Source organism: Acinetobacter sp. BIGb0102 (genome assembly GCF_003815055.1).
GTDB lineage: Bacteria > Pseudomonadota > Gammaproteobacteria > Pseudomonadales > Moraxellaceae > Acinetobacter > Acinetobacter vivianii.
The window spans coordinates 196,219-214,034 of record NZ_RKQE01000010.1 but is presented as its reverse complement, the minus strand read 5'-3'; the positions used below and the strand labels follow the sequence as shown (position 1 = coordinate 214,034).

18 protein-coding genes are annotated in these 17,816 nt (G+C 40.1%); 4 read left to right on the top strand and 14 right to left on the bottom strand.

Annotated elements, in window-relative coordinates:
• Positions 1-90 precede the first annotated feature (90 nt).
• The 9 genes from EC846_RS03850 to EC846_RS03810 form a co-directional block, all read right to left on the bottom strand.
• Positions 91-963, bottom strand: coding sequence for an MBL fold metallo-hydrolase (locus tag EC846_RS03850; RefSeq protein ID WP_123774248.1), 873 nt, complete (start codon positions 961-963; stop codon positions 91-93).
• Between the two features lie 2 nt (positions 964-965).
• A complete protein-coding gene (locus tag EC846_RS03845) occupies positions 966-1,385 on the bottom strand; it encodes a DUF6691 family protein (protein WP_123774559.1) in 420 nt (139 codons plus the stop codon).
• A complete protein-coding gene (locus EC846_RS03840) occupies positions 1,385-1,801 on the bottom strand; it encodes a YeeE/YedE family protein (RefSeq protein WP_123774247.1) in 417 nt (138 codons plus the stop codon). The genes EC846_RS03845 and EC846_RS03840 overlap by 1 nt, the downstream gene beginning before the upstream one ends.
• Positions 1,802-1,915: 114 nt before the next feature.
• Positions 1,916-2,392 (bottom strand): DUF6438 domain-containing protein, encoded by a 477-nt coding sequence (locus tag EC846_RS03835; RefSeq protein WP_004772374.1) that lies wholly within the window; start codon positions 2,390-2,392, stop codon positions 1,916-1,918.
• 152 nt (positions 2,393-2,544) lie between these two features.
• Positions 2,545-3,249: a 2-C-methyl-D-erythritol 4-phosphate cytidylyltransferase gene (ispD, locus tag EC846_RS03830; protein WP_123774246.1), complete on the bottom strand. Its 705-nt coding sequence runs from the start codon at positions 3,247-3,249 to the stop codon at positions 2,545-2,547.
• Positions 3,233-3,604: a cell division protein FtsB gene (gene ftsB / locus EC846_RS03825; RefSeq protein WP_004772376.1), complete on the bottom strand. Its 372-nt coding sequence runs from the start codon at positions 3,602-3,604 to the stop codon at positions 3,233-3,235. Before ftsB ends, ispD begins: the two co-directional genes overlap by 17 nt.
• 125 nt (positions 3,605-3,729) lie before the next feature.
• Positions 3,730-5,019, bottom strand: coding sequence for a phosphopyruvate hydratase (gene eno, locus EC846_RS03820; protein WP_005230688.1), 1,290 nt, complete (start codon positions 5,017-5,019; stop codon positions 3,730-3,732).
• 45 nt (positions 5,020-5,064) lie between these two features.
• Positions 5,065-5,922, bottom strand: a complete 858-nt coding sequence (gene kdsA, locus EC846_RS03815) for a 3-deoxy-8-phosphooctulonate synthase (RefSeq protein ID WP_123774245.1) — start codon at positions 5,920-5,922, stop codon at positions 5,065-5,067.
• A 33-nt stretch (positions 5,923-5,955) separates the two neighbouring features.
• Complete coding sequence (locus EC846_RS03810) at positions 5,956-7,587, bottom strand: CTP synthase (RefSeq protein WP_004772379.1); 1,632 nt, start codon at positions 7,585-7,587, stop codon at positions 5,956-5,958.
• 369 nt (positions 7,588-7,956) lie between these two features.
• Between EC846_RS03810 and EC846_RS03805 the strand changes: the two genes are divergently transcribed.
• Positions 7,957-8,463 (top strand): internalin, encoded by a 507-nt coding sequence (locus EC846_RS03805; protein WP_123774244.1) that lies wholly within the window; start codon positions 7,957-7,959, stop codon positions 8,461-8,463.
• 73 nt (positions 8,464-8,536) lie between these two features.
• Here the strand turns inward: EC846_RS03805 and EC846_RS03800 are convergent, their stop codons facing one another.
• The 4 genes from EC846_RS03800 to EC846_RS03785 form a co-directional block, all read right to left on the bottom strand.
• Positions 8,537-9,622 carry a YheT family hydrolase gene (locus tag EC846_RS03800; protein ID WP_062848030.1) on the bottom strand — a complete coding sequence of 362 codons (1,086 nt, stop codon included), beginning with the start codon at positions 9,620-9,622 and terminating at the stop codon, positions 8,537-8,539.
• A 14-nt stretch (positions 9,623-9,636) separates the two neighbouring features.
• Positions 9,637-10,356, bottom strand: a complete 720-nt coding sequence (locus EC846_RS03795; protein WP_123774243.1) for an SGNH/GDSL hydrolase family protein — start codon at positions 10,354-10,356, stop codon at positions 9,637-9,639.
• A 39-nt stretch (positions 10,357-10,395) separates the two neighbouring features.
• Positions 10,396-10,803 carry a nuclear transport factor 2 family protein gene (locus tag EC846_RS03790; RefSeq protein WP_123774242.1) on the bottom strand — a complete coding sequence of 136 codons (408 nt, stop codon included), beginning with the start codon at positions 10,801-10,803 and terminating at the stop codon, positions 10,396-10,398.
• Positions 10,804-10,871: 68 nt separating this feature from the next.
• Entirely contained in the window at positions 10,872-12,896 is a 2,025-nt protein-coding gene (locus tag EC846_RS03785; protein ID WP_213071304.1) for an NADPH-dependent 2,4-dienoyl-CoA reductase, read from the bottom strand.
• 125 nt (positions 12,897-13,021) lie between these two features.
• On the opposite strand from EC846_RS03785, the gene EC846_RS03780 reads away from it, so the two are divergent.
• Positions 13,022-13,582: a PadR family transcriptional regulator gene (locus tag EC846_RS03780; protein WP_004772388.1), complete on the top strand. Its 561-nt coding sequence runs from the start codon at positions 13,022-13,024 to the stop codon at positions 13,580-13,582.
• Positions 13,582-14,502, top strand: a complete 921-nt coding sequence (locus EC846_RS03775; protein ID WP_123774240.1) for an alpha/beta fold hydrolase — start codon at positions 13,582-13,584, stop codon at positions 14,500-14,502. The genes EC846_RS03780 and EC846_RS03775 overlap by 1 nt, the downstream gene beginning before the upstream one ends.
• A gap of 45 nt (positions 14,503-14,547) precedes the next feature.
• Here the strand turns inward: EC846_RS03775 and EC846_RS03770 are convergent, their stop codons facing one another.
• On the bottom strand, positions 14,548-15,591 hold the full coding sequence (locus EC846_RS03770) for a 3-deoxy-7-phosphoheptulonate synthase (protein ID WP_005257815.1): 1,044 nt from the start codon (positions 15,589-15,591) through the stop codon (positions 14,548-14,550).
• Positions 15,592-16,209: 618 nt separating this feature from the next.
• Between EC846_RS03770 and EC846_RS03765 the strand changes: the two genes are divergently transcribed.
• Entirely contained in the window at positions 16,210-17,781 is a 1,572-nt protein-coding gene (locus EC846_RS03765; RefSeq protein WP_123774239.1) for an ATP-binding cassette domain-containing protein, read from the top strand.
• Positions 17,782-17,816 lie beyond the last annotated feature (35 nt).

The window sequence follows — 17,816 nt, the reverse complement described above, 5'->3', positions numbered from 1 at the left end:
GGTCTTTGCTTGTGCTGGCTGTTTAAAGCTTAATGTTACTTAGGCTATTTGGTAGGATTAACGCGAATTTCAGTGCTATTTTTGGAAGAATCAGGATTTAAAATAATTTAAAGGAAGCTTTAAATAACGAATTCCATTGGCTTTAGGTTCAGGAAAACGCCCTGCATCCATATTGATTTGAATCGCAGGTAATATCAGCTTTGGCATAGATAAGGTTGCATCTCGTGCCTGCCGCATTTTTACGAATTCCTGTTTTGGCGTTGCGGCATTTAAATGAATATTAGATTGTTTTTGAGCCTGAATACTGGTTTCACAAACATATTCATTTCGCCCTTCAGGCTTATAATCATGGCAAAGAAAAACTCGGGTCTGTTCAGGTAATTGATAAAGTTTTTGTATGGACTCAAACAGTAGCTCTGCACTCCCTTTTGGGAAATCACAACGTGCTGTGCCGTAATCAGGCATAAATAAAGTATCGCCAATAAAAACAGCATCTGCAATTACATAGCTTAAACATGCAGGTGTATGGCCGGGCGTTGGAATATTAAATGCATCTAAATGTCCAATCTGGAAATGCTCATTATCTTTAAAAAGATGGTCAAATATTTGTTGGGAATTAAAATACTTTATATCAAGATCATAGATCGCACTGAAAGTCTCCTGAACCACAGCAATTTTTTCACTCATGGCAATTTTTCCGCCAAGTTGTGATTTTAAATATTGCGAAGCCGTTAAATGATCAGCATGCACATGTGTTTCTAAGATCCATACAACCTGTAAGGCCTGAGTTTGAATATAGGCAATAATCTCATCGGCATGTGTTGTTGAGGTTGTCGCAGAAGCGGCATCATAATCCAGTACACTATCAATAATTGCGCAATAACGGGTTTCAGGATCACTGACAACATAGCTAAAGGTGTTACTATTTTCATCAAAGAAAGCTTTAACTTGTGGATTTGACATTGCTACTCTCCGCTTGATTTAGCCCAAAGATGATGAAGAAACATACCGATTAACATGGCAATAATGAAATACCAGATTTGTGTGTAACCGAGTCCAATTAAAGTAAGCGCTGGTGCTGGGCAAATACCTGCAATTCCCCAACCTATACCAAATAGAACCGCGCCGATAATCAGCTTTTTATCGATCTGACGATTCTGCGGCAATGCTATCGTTTCTCCCAAGATGGTTCTAGGATGACGGATTGCTTTTTGAAATGGAATAAATGCCACAGCAATTGCACCAATCATTACAAACATCAAACTGATATCCCACTCACCCAAAATATCTAAGAAGCTTAATACTTTTGCTGGATTGGACATTCCTGAAATCATTAAACCTAGCGCAAATATACTTCCAAAGATAAAAGCAAATAGGTTTTTCATCATATCGCTCCCAAAAGATGACGTGCGACATAGACCGTGAGCATTCCCACAAACATAAATGTAACGGTTGCGATGATTGAACGCATTGATAAACGGCTAATCCCACAGACCCCATGTCCGCTGGTACACCCTGAACCCAATCGTGTACCAAAGCCCACCAGTAAACCTGCGGCAATCAAAGCAAATGGAGAAGAATCTAAAATAATCTGTGGCTGTACAAATAATTGATAAATAAAAGGAGTAACAATTAAGCCCATCAAGAACCAAAAAGCAGAGCTTCCAATGAAAGATTTTGGTTGTAAGAGTTGAGCAATTAACCCGCTAATGCCAGCAATCCGACCATTTATATATAAATAGCCAACAACAGCGAATCCGATCAGCCCCCCACCAATCAAAGCCAAAATAATGCTGCTCATCTTCCTCTCATAAAACAGTATATGTTTTTATAATATGTTATTTTTAATCTTTACACAATGAAAAAAGGCTTAACTACTTTGCGTAATTAAGCCTTCTTTTAAGTTAGATCGATATTAACGTACTAAATCTTCAATACCAATCGTCTTAGGCAACTTTTCAATCACTTTATTGAGCTCAGCATTTGCTGGAGAGATGCAGCCTGTGTAGTGGCTTAACTGAGTCACTGTACCATCTGGACGTTTCCATGCAAAGAAAGCACTTTGGTGATCAGTTGCTGTTTCTGCACAGCCCGTTGTTTTTACATTCGCGCCAGTCGCAGGACGGTAAGTTTTTAGCTCTTGTTGGAGCTTGGTATAAACAGAAGGATCAACTTTTAAATCCTGAGTACCTGTCACTTTGGTATATTGTTTACCATCAAAATGAACAGCGCCTTCAGGTGTAATCTCAACAGAATAGATTGGACAAGTACCAAAACAAGGGCTAGTAGAATAGCGAATTGTTTCCTGTACAGTATCTTCAGGCTGTTGAGGAGTCGTTGCGCAGCCAACTAAAGAAAAAGTAAAAAGGCCCGCAAGTAATAATTTTTTCATTTGTTGATCCGTTATAAAGTATGTTGTTCAAATTTAACAAATCGTCAGTTTTTTGTCATTTAAGTTAATGTAAACAAACAGTAAACTTCACTTAATTTTATTTAGGTTATTAAAGCAATGAGAAAAACTGATTTATAAAGCAAATGAAATAATTATGAATGAATTTGAGATTGTAAAATAAGGCGTGCCAATTCCAGATCATCGGCATAAGTAATTTTAATATTATCAGATCGTCCCTGCACCACTTGCACAGGTTCTTTCACATATTCCAAAGCACTCGCTTCATCTGTAATCACAATATGATCTGCTAAGGCCTGTTCAATTGCACTTTTTAAAACTTGCAATCGAGCCATTTGTGGTGTCTGAGCTTGCCACAACAATTCACGGCTTACCGTTTTCTCAATCTGATTCTCGCTTGGGACTTGTTTTAAAGTGTCACGTACTGGAATGGCCAGAATTGCACTTTGATTTGAATGCTGTGCTGACTCAACCAAACGGGTTAAACAATCCGAAGTAACACATGGGCGTGCCGCGTCATGAACCAATACCCAATCATTTTCATCTGCAATTTCAGACAAATAAATCAAGGCATTTAAAACAGAGTGCACACGCTCGGCACCACCTTCACAAAAATGCAGATTATCTTTATGTTGAAACGGCAGTGTTTTGGCAAAATTATCTTGCTGACCGATGGCAAGCACACAGCCTGCCAGATCAAGTGTATTTAGACGGTTAACGGTATGTTCAAGTACAGTATGATTTTGAATATACTGATATTGTTTTAATTCAGTTTTAGAAAAACGACTGCCCGAACCTGCTGCTGGTACAACCGCCCACAGCTTAGTCTGGGTTTTCATTCGTTGCAGTATCTTCTTTTGCGTTTGGATCGATATAAATCGGTTTGTAATGGGTACTGATTGTACTCATTTGCACAAATGTTTCATTGGGTTTAATTAAACCTAAATCTAAACGTGCATGTTCTTCAATCGCTTCGCTACCATTTTTTAAATCAAAAACTTCGGCAGCTAAAATACGATTTCGTTCTTTTAATTCAGTATTAATTTCAGCTTGTTGAGTAATTTGCTGAGTTAAGGCTTGGTGAGGGAAATAGCCACCCTCACCTAACCAGAATTGATACTGCAAGCTTGCAACCAAAACGACTGCAAGCAACAGAATCAATTTACTCGAGGTCGATCGAAACATCTCTAACATGAAAAAGCCCCTACATCCTTCTGAAAGGAAGATCATCTGCGAATTCTATAGGATTATGAATTTGCAGAGTTTCTCTCTTTTGTAAAGAAAGATGATCAGAAGTTTTCAACATGGATAATTTGACCTTATTTTAGACCTTTGAATTCAGCTTTACCGCGGTAAGCTGCTTTCGTTAATTCTTCGATACGAAGCAATTGGTTATATTTCGCTACACGGTCAGAACGGCATAGTGAACCCGTCTTGATTTGACCCGCTGCTGTACCCACTGCCAAGTCAGCAATTGTTGAATCTTCAGTTTCACCTGAACGGTGTGAGATTACAGTGCTATAACCATTTGCTTTTGCAAGGTAGATTGCATCTAGAGTTTCAGTCAATGTACCAATCTGGTTGTATTTGATCAGAATCGAGTTACCGACTTTCTCATTAATACCACGTTGCAAAATCTTAGGATTAGTTACGAATAAATCGTCGCCAACCAACTGGATTTTGTCACCAAGGATTGATGTTAAGTAGCTCCAACCTTCCCAGTCAGATTCATCCAGACCATCTTCAATCGAAATGATTGGGTACTGGTTTACGAGACCAGCTAAATAGTCAGAGAACTGGTTGCTTGTGAATGCTTTATTGCCTTCACCAGCAAGGACATATTGACCATTTTTGTAGAATTCTGAAGAAGCACAGTCAAGTGCCAACATGATATCAGAACCAGCTTTGTAACCCGTTTGACCAATCGCTTCAAGAATAACAGTGATTGCTTCTTCGTTTGAACGCAAGTTTGGCGCAAAACCACCTTCATCACCTACAGCAGTGTTTAAACCTTTTTTGTTTAAAACTGATTTTAGAGAATGGAAGATTTCTGCACCTGCACGTAATGCTTCAGCAAATGATGTAAAGCCTACAGGCTCAATCATGAACTCTTGAATATCAACATTGTTGTCTGCATGCGAACCACCATTGATGATATTCATCATTGGTACAGGCATAGTCAAAGTCGTTTGACCACGAAGATCTGCGATGTATTGGAAAAGAGGAATTTTCTTTTCTTCAGCAGCAGCGCGAGCAGCAGCCAATGAAACAGCTAAAGTTGCGTTAGCACCTAATTTTTCTTTGTTTTCAGTACCATCAAGTTCGATCATCGTATTATCGATGTCTTTTTGTTCAAATACTGATTTGCCCACTAAAGCGTCACGGATAATCGTATTTACGTTATTAACCGCAGTTTTAACACCTTTACCCAAATAACGTGCTTTATCGCCATCACGAAGTTCTAAAGCTTCACGAGAACCAGTTGAAGCACCAGATGGTGCACATGCACGACCAACAACCCCAGATTCTAAAATAACGTCTGCTTCGATGGTTGGGTTACCACGAGAGTCCAAAATTTCACGTGCACGGATGTCAACGATTTGGCTCATGAACAATTCCTCTGTTGAATGAAAAACAAGATGCAAATTATTGCATCAGTGGGTGTCTAACTTTTTGAATCCTTTAACTAAAGTATCCAATTCTTTTAATTGTGCCAAGAATGGCTCAAGCTGAGATAAACGCAATGCACATGGTCCATCACATTTTGCAATTTCCGGTTCCGGATGCGCTTCCAGAAATAAACCCGCTAAACCTGTTGCCATACCTGAACGTGCCAAAGTTGTAATTTGAGCACGACGACCACCCGCAGAATCAGCACGTCCGCCTGGTGTTTGTAAAGCATGGGTAACGTCAAAGAATACTGGCACATTCATTTCTTTCATGGTATCAAAGCCAAGCATATCAACGATCAGGTTGTTATAGCCAAATGCTGAACCACGTTCACAAAGAATGAGTTTGTCATTCCCAGCTTCCAGACATTTATGCAAGATATGTCGCATTTCATGGGGTGCTAAGAATTGTGCTTTTTTGATATTGATAATGGCTTGAGTTTTTGCCATTGCTTCAACAAGATCAGTCTGACGACTAAGGAAGGCAGGAAGCTGGATAATGTCTGCGACTTCAGCTACAGGCGCTGCTTGGTAAGGTTCATGAACATCGGTAATGATTGGCACATTAAAATGCTTTTTAATATCCGCCAACCACTCGATGCCTTTTTCCAGACCAGGACCACGAAATGAATGCAAGCTCGAACGATTTGCCTTGTCAAAGCTTGCCTTGAACACGTAAGGAATATCTAAGCGTTTGCAAATATCAACATACGTTTCAGCAATTTCAAATGCTAAATCTTTCGATTCAAGTACGTTCATTCCGCCAAATAATACAAATGGCAAATGATTTGCCATTTGTATATCGCCTAAACGTACAACTTCTTGTGGTTTTAATTGTGACATTTAAACTTTCCCAGTTTATTTAAAACTCAATACTTACTTTTGGTGCTGATTTTTAGCAGCCCCGATAAAACTAGCAAATAATGGGTGTCCATCGCGTGGTGAACTTGTAAATTCTGGGTGGAATTGTACAGCAATAAACCAAGGATGTTCAGGAATTTCTACAGTTTCAACTAAATGTTGTACTGATGAATAGCCTGAAATTTTCATACCAGCTTCTTCAAGTGCTGGAATAAAACGATCGTTCATTTCATAACGATGACGGTGACGTTCAGTAATTTCAGCTTTGCCATATACTTCACGTGTTTTAGTGCCTTCAACCAGTTCTGATTTTTGTGCACCTAAACGCATCGTACCGCCCAAGTCAGACTCAAGGCTACGTTGCTGTAATTCACCACGTTCATCTAACCATTCAGTGATTAAACCAATAAGTGGATATTTAGTTGAACGGTTAAATTCAGTTGAACTTGCTTCTGGCATCGCTGCAACGTTACGTGCATATTCAATCACAGCCAATTGCATACCTAAACAAATACCAAGGAATGGAATCTTGTTCTCACGTGCATATTGAATGGCTTTCATTTTGCCTTCAGTACCGCGCTCACCAAAACCACCTGGTACCAAGATCGCATCAGCCGTACTTAAAATGCTAATGTCTTGCTGTTCAAGCTCTTCAGCATTGACATAGTCAATCTGAACTTTAACGCGGTTCTGGATCCCTGCATGTAAAAGTGCTTCATTGACAGATTTATAAGCATCTGGAAGTTCTACATATTTACCCACCATCGCAACACGGACTGTGTATTCTGGATTGAGTAATGCTTCTACCACATTGTCCCAATCTTCAAGATTTGCTTCTGGAAGATCGTTGAAGCCAAAACGTTCGCAGATTAGGTCATCAACATTCTGTTCGTAGAAAGTACGTGGAATTTGATAAATCGTTTTCGCATCTTTACATACCACAACGGCACGCGCTTCAACGTTCGTGAATAATGCAATTTTACGTTTAGTATCAACATCGACATCATATTCAGTACGACAGATCAAGATATCTGGCTGAATACCGATTGAAAGAAGCTCTTTCACAGAATGCTGAGTTGGCTTGGTTTTCAATTCCGCAGCAGATTTGATGTATGGTAATAAGGTCAAATGCATCAGCATTGTGCGTTTATGACCCAACTCTACCATAAGCTGACGTACTGATTCCATAAATGGAAGTGATTCGATATCACCAACAGTACCACCAATCTCAACGATCGCAACGTCGTAACCTTCACCTGCGCGAAGTACGCGTTCTTTAATGTTATCTGTAATATGTGGAATAACTTGAACAGTACCACCTAGGTAGTCACCACGACGTTCTTTGTTCAAAACGTCCTGATATACACGACCGCTGGTAAAGTTATTCAGTTTGGTCATTTTCGCACGACGTAAGAAACGTTCGTAATATCCCAAATCTAAGTCAGTTTCAGCACCATCCTCTGTGACGAAAACTTCACCATGCTGAAATGGACTCATGGTACCTGGATCGACATTAATGTATGGATCCATTTTTACCATAGTGACTTTTAAGCCACGAGCTTCCAAAAGTGCAGCAACAGAAGCAGCAGAAATACCTTTACCTAGTGATGAAACCACACCACCAGTGACAAAAATAAAATGGGTCATTGAGTTTCTCGTACAATCGAGCCGAAATCGGCCTACAATGTTGGGCAATTTTACTGTACTCTGCCCCTATAAAGCAAAGTCAAACCGCATCAATTCAAAGAACTATAAACAACTGGTTATTCTATCAGCATTTTCGATAAAAATTTACGGAATTTGATGATTTTTCATACTTAAATTACGTTTAAGCGCTCAAATTAGTCCTCAAACTTCTTAAAAATCGGTTTTAAACCGCAATAAATGAGCCATAAAAGTGATGAGGATTTGCAAGCAATTATAAAATATAAACAAACTCAACAAAGCATAGGGATTTCTTCACATACTTTTACTGTTATAATTCGTGCTGTCCTTATTTAATATGTTGTTTTAGCAATGGCAAATAAAAAACTTTTAATTTGTGCAGCACTGGCGACTGGTCTTTTATTAACTGCTTGTGTGAAAAAAGAAGAACCTAAAAACGAAGAGCAGCAAGAACAGTCAACGACTGAAACTCAAACTCAGCCACAACCTGAGCCTGAAAAAATTCAGGAGTTTGAATCGTTAGAAAGTGTTGATAAGCAAGAAGCTCCAGCGCCTGCTGTTGAAACAACGCGCGAAGAAACTACAAATACGACCACTGAAATTCGTCGTGAAATCCATCCTGCGCAGACTGAAACGCCTGCTGCAACTGAGACTCCACGTACTGAACAACCAAAACCAGCAAAAACAGAACAGCCTAAAGCTGAGCAACCTGTAAAAGCTGAACCAAAACCAGCTAAAGCAGAGCAGCCAAAAGCTGAACAAACTGCAAAAGCGCCAAAATCATCTACACCAGCTCAAAGTGAAGATGATGCTGTTGCTGCCGCGATTGCTGCTGCTACACCTGCATTAAACAACTAATGTTTTAATTGCTTGCTGAAAAAAGCCATGAACCGCGTTTGTTGCAGCTCATGGCTTTTTTATTTCTACATTATTAGTAATTCTTAAAAAAATCAGACATCAAACGTGAAGCCCAAGATTTCACACTTAACGTTTCATAGAAGCCACAATGGCTACCCTTCTTCGTCGTGACCACAGCAATATTTTCCATATGCTGAATTGCATCTTTATACGGTTCCAGATTCTTGATTGAACAGACAGGATCATCTTCTGCATTCAAAATCATCAATGGAATTTTGACATTTTCAAACACATAGATCGGGTTGATTGCCTGACAATAGCTTTGATAATCCTGAAATCCAGCCATTTCAAAGTATTCTTTTTCAAACTCTTCCAAGCTGGTGGTTGTCAGCACCTTTTCTACCGAAGCAAGTTGCCCCCATGTGGTCTGATACGGATAGATAAAGTGCTTAAAAAGCTTCTTGGTCATCATTTTGCTATAAAAAGGATGGACATTTTTAAAGCCAATTTCAGTGTTATAACCCGGACACATTGCAAAGGCAGCTTTGAAAGGTGTGTCTGCACCTTGCTCACCTAGATAGCGCACTAACAAACCTGTACCCGCAGAAGAACCGACAGCATATAAGTCTGAGTCTGGAAATAAGCTTTGAATATGTGCCAATTGCTCTTTTAGATCACTGGTCGAACCAAACAATGAAATACGTGGTACAGGCATTGGTAAACCTGCATGACCACGGCGTAAACACAGTGCGATTCTCCACCCTGTATATTCATGCAGGTCTTTAACCAGCTCCCGCATACTTTCAGGTGTCCCTGTAATGGTATGCATAATCACAACAGTCGGCGTCTCTGGCGGTAAGTCATATCCATACCATGCGATTGCCGTTACACCACCATCCTGCATCTGTAATTGTTCGATTCGATCATATTCAAGCTTGATCATTTTCTTTCGAATCACATCAAAATACAGCAAATGTAGATGTGTATTACTTAGCCACGGCGTTGGACGATATTTTTGCTTTAATTGAGGTAATTTTTCCAGCACATCCTTAATCTTCCCTTGCGGGTCATAATACATTTTCGGCTGTTCAGCACCGAGTACCGTATCAAAGAGCTCTGAACCTAACACTTTTATTTTGTCTAAAGCAGATATACCCATATCCAATACCGCCTCTAACGATGAGTAAATGTTTGCCGCACTAAAGTAGCGACCTGTTTTCCCCAAATTGCATAAATTTCTTTGCCAGGATGAAAACCATCACTGGCCATTGGCAGATTCATCGCCTGAAAAGTTTCTACATCATATTGAATAAAATGAAATTGCGGCTGCGGTGCCAGCCATTGTTGTAATACTTGATTCATTTGTGCTGCATATTTTCCAAACAGCCAAGCCAATGGATTCGGTAAAGCTGGAAAATGCTGCATTGGCGGCACACCAGACACAATAATCAACTTGGGTTGAAACTGTTGTTGTATATAGCTAAAAAGTTGTTGTTGCTGTTTCAACCAAGACTTTGCCGAAGTCAGCTTAGTGACATCATTAACACCGATTGAGGTGACGATTACATCATAACATTGCTGATCTAACTGTTGTACTGTTTGGTAAATTTGCTGAGTGGTATCGCCTGTTTTTGCCTGTAATTTCGACTGCAAGCGATATTCATTCTGTAATTCGGAAATGATCGCTCCTGATAAAGCGTCTTGTTGAGTTTCAACACCCACGCCAGCCGCTGCTGAATCACCTAAGATCAATAAGGACAGCGGTTGTCCCGCACCAATCGTACCTGCGCGCTCTCCACGGGCTTCTAAAAGACGTGGTGTATTTTTACGAACTTTCGTACCCTGAATGAGTAATATAGGCAATAAAGCCAAAGTTGAAAGTTTTAACCACATTTTAAATCTCTGAATATTACTTAGGCTATTTTTGGTGCTTTAGTTGGGTTGATACTTGGCAAATCTTGCGCCCATCTTCTCTGCTAATGCTGCCAAACCACTCATCGGACGGATCATCACTTCAAAATCAATGATTTTCCCCTGATCATTAAAACGAATCATATCAATGCCTTTTAATGACTTACCACTCACATTAGCACTAAATTCCAGCACTACATTTTCACCATCTTCGGTATAAAATTCACGGTGATAAGTAAAGTTCTCAAACACCTGAATCACATTGGTCAAAATAAAAAAGACCACATGCTTTCCTTCATAAGGCTTGTAAGCAACTGGCGAGCGAAACACAACATCTTCCGCAAGCAAGTTATTTAAGCGAGATAAATCGCCAGCTTGAATCATTTCATGCCAGATCGCTAAGGCTTGTTTTGTTGTTGCAAATGCCATTGTTATTTTTCCTTCATATCTAAAAATGAATGAGCACTTCCTCTCATGAGAAAATGCTCATTACTATCTTATAAAACGGCTGCTAATTCAGCACCTTGACGAATTGCACGCTTCGCATCCAGTTCACCTGCTTCTTTCGCACCACCAATCAGATGAACATTTTTACCATCTGCTTTAAGTTGGTCGAACATCGCAGTATAAGATTCCTGACCAGCACAAATCACCACATTATCCACTTCAAGCACACGACTTTGACCATCCACCGTAATATGTAGACCTTGGTCGTCAACCTTGTCGTAACTTGCTCCCGCAATCATTTTCACATCACGATGTTTTAAGCCAGTACGGTGAATCCAGCCCGTAGTTTTACCTAAACCTGCACCAACAGATGCTGTTTTACGTTGTAGTAAGTAAATTTCACGTTCTGACTTTTCTAACTCAGCTGGTTTTAAGCCACCTACATGCTCGTAAGTCGTATCAATTCCCCACTCGGCATAGAACTTTTCAGGATTTAAGCTACCACTATCACCTTCATGAGTTAAGTATTCTGCGGTATCAAAACCAATACCACCGGCACCAATAATGGCAACACGCTTACCAACAGGTACACGTTCTTTTAATACCTGAATATAGCTCAACACTTTTGGATGATCGATGCCCTCAAATTGCAATTGACGTGGAGTCACGCCCGTCGCAACCACGATATCATCATAATTTGCTTGGCTTAGCTCTTCATAAGTGGCCGTATGATTCAGTACTAACTCAATATTCGGCTGTAATTCAATTTGACGTTTGAAGTAACGTAAGGTCTCGTAGAATTCTTCTTTACCCGGAATAGTTTTGGCGATATTGAATTGACCACCAATCTGGTTGCTGGCATCAAAGACTTTCACTTTATGACCACGACTTGCTGCATATACTGCAAAGCTCAAACCAGCTGGACCTGCACCAATCACTGCAATATTTTTAACCGCATTCGCTTCTTTAAAAATGAGTTCCGTTTCGTAACAAGCGCGTGGATTGACTAAGCAAGTCGCAATTTTCATTGAGAAGATATGGTCTAAACAAGCTTGGTTACAACCAATACAGGTATTGATCTCATCGCTACGACCTTCGCTGGCTTTCAATACAAACTCTGGATCTGCCAACATTGGACGTGCCATAGACACCATATCTGCATGACCAGAAGCCAAAACGTGTTCCGCCATTTCAGGGGTATTGATACGGTTTGAAGTAATTAAAGGAACTGAAACTTCACCTTTGAGCTTTTCAGTCACCCATGTAAATGCTGCACGCGGTACTTTAGTTGCAATCGTTGGAATACGCGCTTCGTGCCAGCCAATCCCTGTATTGATAATGGTTGCACCCGCTTTTTCGATTTCTTTTGCAAGTTGAATCACTTCTTCCAGCGTTGAACCACCTTCAACCAAATCCAGCATCGACAAGCGATAAATGATAATGAAATTCTCACCCACCAATGCACGGGTACGCTTTACGATTTCAATCGGGAAACGAATACGGTTTTCATAGCTACCGCCCCACTCATCATCACGATGGTTAGTACGAGCGGCAATAAATTCATTAATCAGATAACCTTCTGACCCCATGATTTCGACGCCATCATAGCCTGCATATTGTGCAAGCTTGGCACAGTTGGCAAAGTCATCAATGGTTTGCTGCACTTCAGCTGAAGTAAGCGCTTTGGGTTTAATCGGGTTAATCGGCGCCTGAATCGCAGATGGTGCAACAATCTCAGGCTGATAAGAATAGCGACCTGTATGTAAAATCTGCATTGCAACCTTACCGCCCGCATCATGTACAGCTTGGGTAATCACTTTATGTTTATCTGCTTCAGCAATGCTATCGAGCTTAGACGCATGCGCAAAAGTCAAGCCAGCATCGTTTGGCGAGATCCCACCTGTAACAATTAATCCAACATCACCTTTGGCGCGTTCTGCATAGAATGCGGCCATACGCTCATAACCTTGAGGTGCTTCTTCTAAGCCAACATGCATAGACCCCATAAGCACACGGTTTTTTAAAGTGGTAAAGCCTAAATCAAGTGGCTTTAATAAATGTGGATAAGCTGACATGTTTTCTCCTTTGGCTCGCATTCTGCTGGCTAATGCAACTTGTTGCATAAAGTTATAAACAAGATTTGATTTTTATGCAACATATTGCATAATTCTGATGAGTCATTTTTTTATTATGGAACATCATGTCACTCGCCCATGTTTTATTGACCAGCCTATTAGAGAAGCCGAGCACAGGTTTTGAATTGGCTCGTCGCTTTGACCGTTCAATGGGCTTCTTTTGGAATGCGACTCATCAGCAAATCTATCGCGAACTCAATGGGATGTTGAAAAAAGGATGGATTTCGACACTAGAAGAACAAGCTGCAAATAGCCGAAAAAAAACCTACCAAGTTGAGCAACTGGGTAGAATACAACTGGCTGCATGGATTGAACAACAAAGCGAACCAGCACAATTACGTGATGATCTTATGGTTAGGTTAAGGGCTGAGGCTCAACTGGGAGGCAATACCATTTTGCCTGAGTTGGAACGCCACTTATCCATCCATAAGGAAAAATTAAGCCTTTATCAAGCCATTCATGATAAAGATTTTAAAAATAGCCAACCCACCAACCGTGTGCTGTTCATCCATAAAATGATTCTTGAACTTGGTATCATTACAGAAAGTGAATGGATAAAATGGTTGGAACAAATGATTCCTCAACTGAGAAAGTTTGAGGAAGCAAACGATATTGGAGAACAATAATGCCATTTTATACCATGCCTGATCAGGAAAAATTATTTGTGCGACGCGTTGGCGAAGGTGAACCTGTGCTGGTGTTGTCAGGTCTGGGCATGCAAAGCTGGCAATGGCTTCCTTTCTTATTTTCCAATCGCAAACAATATGAATTTATCATTCCAGACTGGCGCGGTTTTGGTGGTTCAAAGCATTGTGCGATCCCTAATATGGATGCAATTTCTAGTCACTGGAATGATGTTAATAGTCTCATTCAACAACTAAAACTCGATCAGTTTATCCTGATGGGCTATTCCATGGGGGCAACCACAGCCATGCATGGGATGAAACATGGCAATCTGGCTAAGAAACTCAAAGCCTATTTACATATTGATCAAACACCGAAGATCTCTGTCGATGACTCTTGGCAATATGGCTTATTCGGGCAGAAGCATCCTCAATTTAAACAGCTCTTGCTTGAGATTCAAACCTTATTACACCAATACAAACATGCACAGAAGCTTGAAGATTTACCCGATGATGTACGCTATAACCTGGTGAGCCTATGGGGTTCCTTTATCGAGCTACAAGGCAGTAATAACTATAGTCCCAAAATTTTCAAACTGGCACTGAACCGTCCTTTTCTACAAAAGTATCTATTGCCAATTCAACGACTGGATTACTTGCTTTGGTATGTAGAAAACTATCTCAATCATGATGAAGATTATCGCGAAGCGATTAGCCAGCTCAATTGCCCAACGACGTTCTTTATTGGTCGTGAATCTACCCTGTACCCTGAGACGGGACAAACCTTGATTGCAGAAAGTTTGACAAATGCCACAGCTGTTTATTTTGAACGTTCTGGCCATACGCCACTCATTACTGAACCAAGAAAGTTTAGTCAGGAAATCGGTCACTTTCTTGCAGCTCAATCTATTCAAGCAGCCTGATTTTAAGCCAATAAAAAAGCCAGTCTTCAACTGGCTTTTTTAACTTTATTTCTTATGTCGCATTTGTTCAGCAACATCCAGCAAAACCTGTGCCGTTTTATCCCAACCTAAACAGCCATCTGTGACGGATTGACCATAAGTCATATCACAAGAGATTTTTTGATTGCCATCTACCAAATGACTCTCAATCATCACACCGCGCACTTTCGATTCCGCACGTTCTGCAATGATTTGCTGCAAGACTTGCGGTTGTTTTAATGGATCTTTAGCACTATTACCATGACTACAGTCAATCACAAGCGCTGGTAAATGCTTATGTTTGAAATGCATAGATTGAATCGATGCCAAATCATAATTGGTACCATGATTTGAGCCACGTAAAATCAAGTGTGGCAATGGATTACCTGCACTATGCAGAATCGCAGGCAAACCTTGTTGAGTCATACCAAGGAATTGATGCCCGTTCATGGCAGACTGGATTGCATCTAAAGCAATCTGAATCGAGCCATCAGTCCCATTTTTGAAGCCGATGCTGTACGGCATGTGGCTGGCAATTTCACGGTGAATTTGTGATTCACTGGTACGTGCACCAATTGCACCCCAAGCCAGCAAATCATCAAAATAACCCGTTGCCATTGGACTTAAAATTTCACTGGCAATCGGTAAGCCCTTTTCAACCAATTGTAAGTAAAGCGCACGAGACTTTTCTAAGCCCAGCTGTAAATCTGATGATCCATCTAAATTTGGATCGTATAAAAAACCTTTCCAGCCCACTGTGGTACGTGGTTTCTCAATATATGCACGCATGACAAGGAAAATCTGATCTTTGACTTGTTCTTGGAGTTGTTGCAGACGATCAGCATATTCGAGTACTGCGATAGGATCATGGATCGAGCAAGGCCCTGTAATCACCATTAAACGATGATCTTGTCCTGATAAAATATTTTGAATCGTTTGACGATGTTTTGAAATTTGCTGCGCCAGATTTGCAGACAAGGGATACTGCGCTTTGAGTTGTGATGGCAAGCTAAGCATTGATTCTTTTGTGTGTGTTTGTGGTTGTGTCAAAGCAGTATTTAAAGCATTCATTTTCAATTCCTTTGGACTGGCCTTCTTCGCAGTCCTTTTCATTTATTTGAGCAAGTGTGATCTAAGTGATGTTGATTTTTTTGCAAAGTAAAACCAAGTAATCTTGCTAAAATATGAATAATTGAATGTATACATGGTATTTCTCCTAAAATGATGATTGTTAAAGCATAAAAAAACCTGATCGGTGTTGCCGATCAGGTATTAACTGGTTGGGCAACCCTTTTTGCTGCCCGAAACGCATCAGGCAACGATTAATATTGCCAAAAATAAAAGTATGCGTTTGTGTTTACAGTATGCTTTAACATGTTTATTTCAAATATCTAAAAACTGTGTCTAAGTATTAAATTACGCACTATTTCAGCATTTGACAAGCATTTTTTGTGTTTTTTTAATCATAACTTAAAAATCCTGAAATTTGACCTTTGCCCGCTTAGCTCATAGAATAGATGAAAAATACATCAACCTGAGATTACGCCAATGAAGTAAGTCCTATTTTTATCATCAAAATCCATTTTCCTTTTTTGATGTGCAAAATAGACTTATCTATCGTTTAGCGATTGTCATTCTAAAATTTATCTCTATCTCGCTATTTTGCATATCCTGTTTATGAGGTTTCTTATGACTCAACAGGCATGTATCGTTTCAAATCTATCGCTTGAATTGGCACAGCACAAACTCTTTGATCAGCTTTCATTCCAACTGCCTTTACATCAGTTTTGCGGATTGATTGGACGTAATGGTCAGGGTAAATCACTATTGATGTCTCTACTTCAGGGTGAATCGACTGAACTCGCTTATTCAGGCCAAATTTCATGGCAATGCCCACATCAGCATCTTGCGCAACTCCAACGTGTACAAGCCAATACCATTGCTCAAGCTTTGGATATTGAAGATTTATATCAATGCTTTGAACGGATTCAGCAAGGTACTGCTTCATTTAACGATTATGATCGGGTTGAACATCTCTGGCATCTACCAAACGAATGGCAACAATTGTTAGAAAGTGCAGGATTACCTACAACACTAGATACCTCGACTCAACATTTGAGTGAAGGCCAAAAAACCAAGCTTGCCCTTTGTCGTTTATTCCTATTGAAAGATCATTATCTGCTTTTGGATGAACCAAGCAATCATCTGGATACTCAAGGACGACAATGGTTAATAGAGCAAATAGCGCAACATCCTACGGGTGGTTTAATGATTAGTCATGACCGACAATTACTTTCTCATGTACAAGGTATCTTTGCTTTAAACCAGCTCGGTCTACAGTACTATGGGGGCAATTACGCGCTCTATCAGCAACAACATCAGTTACAAGTTGAAGCATTATCACATGCGGTGCAACAAGAGAAACGCGAGTTAAAACAGCTTAAAGAGCAACAACATCAAAGTCAGATGAAAGCGCAAAAGCGGAAGAAAACAGGAGAAAAGTTAAGAGCATCAGGTTCTCAAGCTCCGATCTTGCTGGATGCCAAGAAAGAACAATCTGAGCAATCTCTTTCTCACTTACGAAAACAGCAGAGCAAACAACTTACAGATGCAAAAGATGAGTTACAGCAAAAACAAACGCAACTGGAGCATCTTAAATCACAGTCTTTTGAATTTACTCAAACGAGCGGTAAATCAGGTGAAATCTTACGCTGTCAGCAATTAAAACTGACTTACGCAAAAACACAGCCAATTGATCTAGCCCTATCCGCTGGTGAAAAATTGCATTTAATTGGCGCAAACGGTACGGGTAAATCCACTTTACTCAAAACCCTTCAAGGCTTAATCCCGCCACTTGCAGGAGAGATTTATTGCAAAGTAACTACTGTCTATCTGGATCAGAATCTTTCATTACTCAATGAAAACCTATCTGCTGTTGAATATCTATGTGGTATAGATTCAAATCTGACCGAGCAACAGGCACGCACCCTATTAGGCAACCTACAAATCCGTAGAGATAAGGCGTTGAGTCCTTTAACAAAATTGAGCGGTGGAGAACGTTTGAAAGTAGCATTATTGGGTTTAAAACAACAAGCCGTTGAATTGTTGCTTCTCGATGAACCAGAGAACCATCTCGATATTGAATCTCGTGAATTACTGGCCCAGGCAATTCGCTCTTTTAATGGTGCTGTGATACTAGTGTCGCACGATGAAAGCTTTGTTGCGGAATGCGGAATCCACGAAAGCTATGTACTAAGTTAATACTTATAGGACTAAACATCAGCATGCTGATCATT